Source organism: Streptomyces xingningensis (assembly GCF_054957865.1).
On sequence record NZ_JBDJPF010000114.1, the window covers coordinates 1 to 7,446 of the forward strand.

Here is a 7,446-nt window from a genome sequence, read left to right on the forward strand (position 1 = left end):
CACAAGGCCCTCCGGGCGCTTCCCTCCGGTATTTCGCGTTTCCAACCTTACCAGATCCTTTTCCGTGCCGTTTTCGGCCCAGATCGAAGATCCGATTCCCGTTGGAGGGGATTTCGTTTCGCGCTTTCCGGCGCGGCCACTACTTTAGCGGAATTTCCCGGTGACTCCCAATCGAGTCAATCGAAGTCGCATTTCGGCACAGCGAAACCGACCCCGATCCGGGGGTTCCTCGTAGTAGTGGTTGTGCCGCCCAGCGGTCCGCGCACATGGCGCTGCCCGTCTCGAGCGGCTTGGGCTACGTTAGGCCCTCGTTGCTACGGAGTCAAGCACCGCCCCGTGTGCCGCTGCTCGCGCGGTGTCGCGGCACATGAGCACGGTAGGGGCTGACCGTCGGATCGCCGTCGGCCCAGAAGCGCCAGGGATGCGTCGCTCCCTCACCGCCCACGCCCGTGCGGGGGCCGCTGCGGATCTTGGTCACCGACACGGGGCTTCCGGTGAGAACGGTCAATGGGGTGCCGGGGCCGGCGCAGAGGTCGATGCCGTTGAGATCGCGGGTGACGTCGAGTGCAGTGGCGAGGCGGGCGGGGCCCTGGGCGAGTTCGCGGTCCTTGCGCGCCTTGGGACGTCGGGCGCGGGCGAGCTCGACCCCCTCGATGACCTCACCACCGCGCAGCAGGACGCCGCTGGCGGTGCCTTCCGGGCCGCAGACCAGGTTGAGACTGAACCACATCCCGTAAATGAAGTAGACGTAGGCGTGCCCGGGCGGACCGAACATCGCAGCGTTTCGGTCCGTAGGACCGCGATAGGCGTGCGAGCCGGGGTCCGCTTCACCCGCGTATGCCTCGACCTCCGTGATGCGGACCTCGATCGGCCCGTCGGAGGTCGTACGGACGAGGGTGCGCCCGAGCAGTTCCGGCGCGACCTCCAGAACAGGGCGGTCGAAGAAGGCCCGGGCGAGCGGCATGCGGTCAGACGCGGCAATCATGCGGACCGAGGGTAGTGGAGACCACTCGGGCGGCAGTGCCGCCGTCAGGCGATGAGCACCGCCAGGGGGGTGTCCTGCCCCGCCCAGTAGTCGATGGCGTCCGCGAAGATCGCCTCCGCGGTACGGGCGTCGTCGGGGGCGGACTTGCGGAAGGTGTCCCAGTCCTCGGCCAGCAACAGGTAGCCGCGGGGCTCACCGTCCTTCCGCCACCAGGACAGATCCATCAGGCAGTCCGCGAGGGCGTCCCAGTTGTGGCCGAACCATCCGGGGAACCCCAGGTCCGCGGCGCACTTGTCGAGGAAGGCCGCCTTGTCTCCGACACCGTCGAGGTGGAGTCGGGCCGCCCGCCAACCGGCTTCGGTGGCGCGCGCAGCGGCATGGGCGGGCGTCTGGGTGAGCGGCAGCCGGTAGCTCCCGGGCGCGATGGAGCCGTCGAGGAGCCCGGTGACCCCGGGCTCGGGCAGTTGACGGGTCATGGGTGAACCACCGCTTCAAAGGTCTGGTAGTGATCGCCGGTGTAGTAGCGCTCGGAGTGGTTGCCGGTGATGATGCGCCGGGCGCCGCGGTTGCGGGCGCCGGGGGTGGGGACGGTGTACTCGTGGTAGTAGCCGCGGGACTGCTTGGGCAGCCGGTTCTCATGGTTGCCGAAGACGGTGCCGTCCTGGGAGTACGGGAACGGCCCGCCCTTGTCGATGAGGTTCGAGGGTATGGCGGGCCTCGGCCGGGAGTTTGTCCGGCGAGACGGTCTTCATGCCCCTCGCCCACGACGGCGCGGTTCCGGCCGCGCCGGACTTGGCCGGCGCGGTGGTGCCACCCGCCGTCGCGGTGGCCTTGGAAGTCTTGCCGTGGCTGCCCGAGGAGCAGGCGGGGAGGAGGAACAGGGGCAGGGCGGCGAGGAACGCGGTCAGTGTGCGCAGGGCACGGCTCGCCGGTCGTCGTCCACCTGGTGGGAGGGCACTTCGTCGGAACACACTTCTCAGCACGCTTCGTATGGTCGCAGCTCATGTCCGGTGCGGCGTCGTTAGGCTGGCGTTTCCACTCGTCTCCGCGTACAGGAGGTGTCTCTGTGTCCGATGTGCAGAAGCTGCGGCCGCTCCCCCATGATTTTCATCCGCCGGTGCCCTCGTTCACCGTCGAGAGCGACGATGTGTCGCCGGGAGCACGGCTGAAGAGCGGTCAGGTGTACAGCGGCGGCAATGTCTCGCCCCAGCTGCGCTGGTCGGATTTTCCCGCCGGCACCAAGAGCTTCGCCGTCACCTGCTTCGACCCGGACGCGCCGACCGGCAGCGGCTTCTGGCACTGGGTGCTCTTCGACCTCCCGTTGAGTGTGACGGAGTTGCCCGCCGGTGCCGGAAGCGGTGACCTGAAGGGGCTGCCCGAGGGCGCCGTGCAGGTGCGCAACGACTATGGAACGCGGGACTTCGGCGGCGCCGCACCGCCCCCCGGCGACGGGCCGCACCGCTATGTGTTCACGGTGTACGCGGTGGACCGGGAGAAGCTGGGCCCGGACGAGGACGCCACCCCGGCCGTCGTAGGCTTCAACCTGCGGTTCCACGCTCTCGCACGGGCCCAGCTGATCGGTGAGTACGAGGTGCCCGCGGCGGGGTGACGGCCGGTGCCCGGGCGGAAAATCCGTTGCGCGCCACCGCCCCGAACCCACACAGTGGTATCCGGCTGACGGCTTCACACCGGCCGTCGGGCAGCGGGCACCGCAGTGGCGGGGGCGACAGGGCGCGATCGCGTCGGCCGTCTGCCGGAGTCCGGAGTCGACTCCGGACGACCACGTCCACTGCCATCTGCTCCGGGCCCGCGTTCAACACGGGGGAAGGGCCCGGAGCACCTCCCCATTCCAGGTCTCTTTTCGCTGCTCATCTCCCTTGCGCCGCAAGGAAATTGCATTGTTGTTCCGCTGCTCCACCGGCACAGTTGAGCCATCCTCGCCGCTGGGGCGGGGTGGCGGCCGGGAGGTGGTACGGAATGCGGGAGACGCTGGTTCTCAACGCGAGCTTCGAGCCGTTGGCGGCGGTGTCGCTGCGACGGGCCGTGGTGCTCGTACTGCAGGACAAGGCCATCGTCGAACAGGCCCGGCCCGGACTGCGCATGCGGGGGTCGACGGTCGAGGTGCCGGTGCCGCAGGTGATCAGGCTCCGCAGATATGTGCGGGTCCCGTTCCGACAACGGGCTCCGTGGTCGCGGCGGGGGGTGTTGGTGCGCGACCGGCACCGGTGCGCGTACTGCGGGCGGCGGGCGACGACCGTCGACCATGTGGTGCCGCGCTCGCACGGAGGCGGGGACACCTGGCTGAATACGGTCGCCGCCTGCGCCGAGGACAACCACCGCAAGGCGGACCGGACTCCCGAGCAGGCCGGGATGCGGATGCTGAACCGGCCGTTCGAGCCCACACCGTCCGACGCCCTGCTGCTGGCGCTCGGTTCGCAGGACCGTGAGCGGCTGCCCGAGTGGCTGGCGATCCCCGCCGCCTGAACGGGCCATTCCAACCGTTCCTCTTCGGGAACGACTGCGAAGGTGATCGGTGGTCAGTCGATCGGAGGCTGCTCCCGGCGTGGGTTCTCCTTGGCGAGCTTCGCGCCGCCCATCGGACCGAGGTTGCCGACGGCCCCGCTCAGGCCCTTGAGCGCGTCGCCGATCTCACTGGGCACGATCCAGAGCTTGTTGGCGTCTCCTTCGGCGATCTTCGGGAGCATCTGGAGGTACTGGTAGGACAGCAGCTTCTCGTCCGGGTCACCGGCGTGGATGGACTCAAAGACCGTACGGATCGCCTGGGCCTCGCCCTCGGCACGGAGCGCGGCGGCCTTGGCCTCACCCTCGGCCCGCAGGATGGCGGACTGCTTCTCGCCTTCGGCGGTGAGGATCTGCGACTGGCGGATGCCCTCGGCGGTGAGGATGGCGGCGCGCTTGTCCCGGTCCGCGCGCATCTGCTTCTCCATCGAGTCCTGGATGGAGGTCGGCGGCTCGATCGCCTTGAGCTCCACGCGGTTGACGCGGATGCCCCACTTGCCGGTGGCCTCGTCGAGGACGCCACGCAGCGCGGCGTTGATCTCCTCCCGGGAGGTGAGGGTCCGCTCAAGGTCCATGCCACCGATGATGTTGCGCAGGGTGGTGACGGTGAGCTGCTCGATGGCCTGGATGAAGCTGGAGACCTCATAGGTCGCGGCGCGGGCGTCGGTCACCTGGTAGTAGATGACGGTGTCGATATTGACGACCAGGTTGTCCTGGGTGATCACCGGCTGCGGTGGGAAGGGCACGACCTGCTCGCGGAGGTCGATGCGGTTGCGGATCGAGTCGATGAACGGGACGACGATGTTGAGGCCCGCGTTGAGGGTGCGGGTGTAGCGGCCGAAGCGCTCCACGATCGCGGCGCTGGCCTGGGGAATGACCTGCACCGTCTTCATGAGCGCGATGAAGACGAGCACCACCAGGATGATCAGGACGATGATGATCGCCATCGTGGCTCCTCGTGCCTTATGTCGTTGATCGGGTCGATCGTCGGTCGGATCGATCGTTGCTCGTGAAGATCGAGTCTTTCAGAAGCGGCGTGCCCGTGCAGGCGGCCTGCTCAGATCGCTCTCATCGGATGCCTTCCCCACCCGGCTCACATCACCACGGCCGTCGCGCCGTCGATGTCGATGACATCCACCTGCTGCCCCACCTCGAAGCTCCGCTCGGCGTCGAGGGAGCGCGCGGACCAGATCTCGCCCGCCAGTTTGATGCGGCCGCCATGGCCGTCGACGCGCTCGAGGACGACGGCCTGCCGCCCCTTGAGCGCCTCCACGCCGGACTGCAGCGCGGGACGGCGGGCCCGCTGCCGGTTGGCGATCGGCCGCACCACGGCAATGAGGGAGACGGAGACGACGGCGAAGACGACGAACTGGGTCACGGTGCCACCGCCCAGCCCGGCGGTGACGGCCGCGGCCACGGCCCCCACCGCGAGCATGCCGAACTCGGGCAGTGCGGTCACGACCAGCGGAATGCCCAGTCCGACGGCGGCCACGAGCCACCACGCCCATGTGTTCACATGGTCATGGTAGGCGCGCGGGCGGTGTCAGGGACAGGGCTTCTCGGTCCCGCCGGCGGCTCAGGAGAGCGGCAGGCCGTGGGCGGTCCAGCGATCCTTGCGGTGCTCGACCACCAGCGGAAGGCCGAAGCACTTGGACAGATTGCGGGAGGTCAGCTCGAGCTCGATCGGGCCCGCGGCCAGCACCTGCCCCTGACGGAGCATCAGTACGTGGGTGAAGCCGGGGGCGATCTCCTCCACATGGTGGGTGACCATGATCATCGAGGGGGCGAGCGGGTCCCGGGCGAGCCGGCCGAGGCGGCGCACCAGGTCTTCCCGGCCGCCCAGGTCGAGGCCGGCCGCGGGTTCGTCCAGCATCAGCAGCTCGGGGTCGGTCATCATCGCGCGGGCGATGAGGGTGCGCTTGCGCTCGCCCTCGGAGAGGGTGCCGAACCTGCGGTCGAGGTGGTCCGTCATGCCCAGCACGTCGAGGAAGGCGCGGGCGCGCTGCTCGTCGACGGCCTCGTAGTCTTCGTGCCAGGTGGCCGTCATGCCGTACGCGGCGGTGAGCACCGTCTGGAGCACCGTCTGACTGCGCGGCAGCTTGTCGGCCAGGGCGATGCCCGCGATGCCGATGCGCGGACGCAGCTCGAAGACATCGACCGAACCGAGCTTCTCGCCCAGGATCCGCGCGCTGCCCTTGCTCGGGAACAGGTAGCTGGAGGCGACATTGAGGAGGGTGGTCTTGCCCGCGCCATTGGGGCCGAGGATCACCCAGCGCTCCCCCTCCTTGACCGACCAGGAGACCTGGTCCACCAGAGCCCGGCCCTCGCGGACCACGGATACGTCCACCAGTTCCAGCACATCGCTCATGAGCGCCTTGTCTCCCATTGCAGTTCGTCGTCGCTGGCGCCTGTCGGCGCAGCCCCCAAGGAAAACCTACGCCACCGGCCGTCGATGCCAGTCCCTAGGCTGGTGGCCATGCTCGATGAACATCACTCAGAACGGCTCTGTGCGTGGGGAAACGCCCTGCTTGCCGGATTTGCCGCACCCGATGACGCTGTGCACCACATCACCGGAGATGACGCGGTGCACCGGGTCATCGGCCTGCCGGGGGAATCCGGACCGGTCGGGCTCACCCTCGCGCTGGGCAGACTGCGCGCGCTGGGGGCGACGGGGCTGCGTCTTGCGCTGCCGGTGCCGGGGCACCCGCTGGGACTGAGCGGGCCACCGGAGTTCAATGCCCTCGCTCTGGCGGCCGAGGAGGCGGTGATCGCCTCGGGAGCGGGCCTGGGGCTGGTGCCCGAGGTGCGCGAGGCCGGGCCCGCCGGTGATGTGCGGATGGAAGTCGTATGGCACTGCCTGGCCGTGCGGGAGGCACCGCCCGCGGATGTGCCCTCGCTCTCGGAGGCGGAGCGCGAACTGGCCGAGGCGCTGCGGGAGGCGACCGCGGTGCTGTCCCGGCTGGACGTGGCGGGCTCGGGCCCGGCCGCCCAAGCCGCTCTGGAGGCGTACCGGGCGCGGGCCGGGCAATCGGCGGGCGGGCGCGAGCTGCTCGCGCCGGGGTATCCGCCGCGCGCGGTACGGGTACTGGAGCTGGCCCAGCGGGTGGGTGCGCTGATCTCGATCGCCTGTGCGCCCGGGGGCGACGAGGGCCGTGAGCACGGTGGCGCCGTGAGCGCCTCGGAGATCGCGGCCCGGGCGGCGGCGCTGCGGCCCGTGGAGCGCACCGCCCGGCGGGCTCAAGTGGCGGCGTACAACGCGCTGGTGGAGGAGCGGGAGCGCGGGCGGAACTGAAGACGGGGAAAGGCCCCGCAGTCCCAAGGGGCTGCGGGGCCTCGCCGAATGCCGACCGAGTATGGCGACGATCAGTCTTCGTCGTGGTGGTGGCCACGGTGGTGCTTGAATTCGCGGCCGTGCCCCATCTCGGCGTTGACGCAGGTGTTGCCGAACGTCGGGTTGAGGAGCCCGATGAGGACGTCGATGCTGTTACCGCAGAGGTTGATCGGTACATCGAGCGGGATCTGGATCACATCGCCGGAGACGATGCCGGGCGAGCCCTTCGCGACACCGGCGGCGCTGGCACCACCGCCGTCGGTGGCAGCCGCGTTACTGATGGATGCACCGATGGCCATGCCTGCCGCGGCCAGAACGAGGGCGACCTTTTTGGCACTGTTCATGAGGGTGTCTTCCTTTGCTGGTGACTTGCCACTCCAATGACGGAGTCGCGCCCTGATGAACGCCACCGCACCGCCGATGGCACGGCCACCGGCGGTGTTTGCCCTCATTCGGACGATTGATCCCCCCCGGAAGTGGGGGCCCCCCGCGGGGGGGGGGGGCGGCGGGGGGGGGGGGGCCGCGCCCGGGGCCACAGAGTGCCGCAGGTTTGGGGGGGGAGGGGGGGGGGCGGCGCCCCCCCCGGGGGGTGGGGCGGCAAAAAAAACCG

Annotated in this window: 9 protein-coding genes and 1 pseudogene; 3 read left to right on the plus strand and 7 right to left on the minus strand. The window is 69.6% G+C overall.

Annotated features, from left to right (window positions below; all coding sequences use genetic code 11):
- Positions 1-322 precede the first annotated feature (322 nt).
- From ABCR83_RS31680 to ABCR83_RS31690, 3 genes and pseudogenes are all read right to left on the minus strand, one after another.
- Positions 323-985, minus strand: coding sequence for a DNA-3-methyladenine glycosylase (locus ABCR83_RS31680; RefSeq protein WP_462698714.1), 663 nt, complete (start codon positions 983-985; stop codon positions 323-325).
- Positions 986-1,029: 44 nt separating this feature from the next.
- Positions 1,030-1,461: a barstar family protein gene (locus ABCR83_RS31685; protein ID WP_462698715.1), complete on the minus strand. Its 432-nt coding sequence runs from the start codon at positions 1,459-1,461 to the stop codon at positions 1,030-1,032.
- Positions 1,458-1,956 (minus strand): annotated as a pseudogene (locus ABCR83_RS31690) (guanyl-specific ribonuclease). The gene ABCR83_RS31685 and the pseudogene ABCR83_RS31690 overlap by 4 nt, the downstream one beginning before the upstream one ends.
- A gap of 104 nt (positions 1,957-2,060) precedes the next feature.
- Between ABCR83_RS31690 and ABCR83_RS31695 the strand changes: the two are divergent.
- Both ABCR83_RS31695 and ABCR83_RS31700 read left to right on the plus strand, forming a co-directional pair.
- Positions 2,061-2,594, plus strand: a complete 534-nt coding sequence (locus ABCR83_RS31695; protein WP_462698722.1) for a YbhB/YbcL family Raf kinase inhibitor-like protein — start codon at positions 2,061-2,063, stop codon at positions 2,592-2,594.
- Between the two features lie 368 nt (positions 2,595-2,962).
- Positions 2,963-3,469, plus strand: coding sequence for an HNH endonuclease (locus tag ABCR83_RS31700; protein WP_462698716.1), 507 nt, complete (start codon positions 2,963-2,965; stop codon positions 3,467-3,469).
- A gap of 53 nt (positions 3,470-3,522) precedes the next feature.
- Here the strand turns inward: ABCR83_RS31700 and ABCR83_RS31705 are convergent, their stop codons facing one another.
- The 3 genes from ABCR83_RS31705 to ABCR83_RS31715 form a co-directional block, all read right to left on the minus strand.
- Positions 3,523-4,452: an SPFH domain-containing protein gene (locus ABCR83_RS31705; protein WP_462698717.1), complete on the minus strand. Its 930-nt coding sequence runs from the start codon at positions 4,450-4,452 to the stop codon at positions 3,523-3,525.
- Positions 4,453-4,598: 146 nt separating this feature from the next.
- The gene (locus ABCR83_RS31710; protein ID WP_462698718.1) at positions 4,599-5,021 is read right to left on the minus strand and encodes an NfeD family protein; all 423 of its coding nucleotides are present in this window, start codon (positions 5,019-5,021) and stop codon (positions 4,599-4,601) included.
- Positions 5,022-5,081: 60 nt separating this feature from the next.
- The gene (locus ABCR83_RS31715; protein ID WP_462698719.1) at positions 5,082-5,891 is read right to left on the minus strand and encodes an ABC transporter ATP-binding protein; all 810 of its coding nucleotides are present in this window, start codon (positions 5,889-5,891) and stop codon (positions 5,082-5,084) included.
- 90 nt (positions 5,892-5,981) lie between these two features.
- Here ABCR83_RS31715 and ABCR83_RS31720 point away from each other — a divergent pair, with 90 nt between their 5' ends.
- Positions 5,982-6,797: a hypothetical protein gene (locus ABCR83_RS31720; protein WP_462698720.1), complete on the plus strand. Its 816-nt coding sequence runs from the start codon at positions 5,982-5,984 to the stop codon at positions 6,795-6,797.
- Positions 6,798-6,868: 71 nt separating this feature from the next.
- Here ABCR83_RS31720 and ABCR83_RS31725 read toward each other — a convergent pair whose 3' ends face one another.
- Complete coding sequence (locus tag ABCR83_RS31725; protein ID WP_462698721.1) at positions 6,869-7,288, minus strand: chaplin; 420 nt, start codon at positions 7,286-7,288, stop codon at positions 6,869-6,871.
- Positions 7,289-7,446 lie beyond the last annotated feature (158 nt).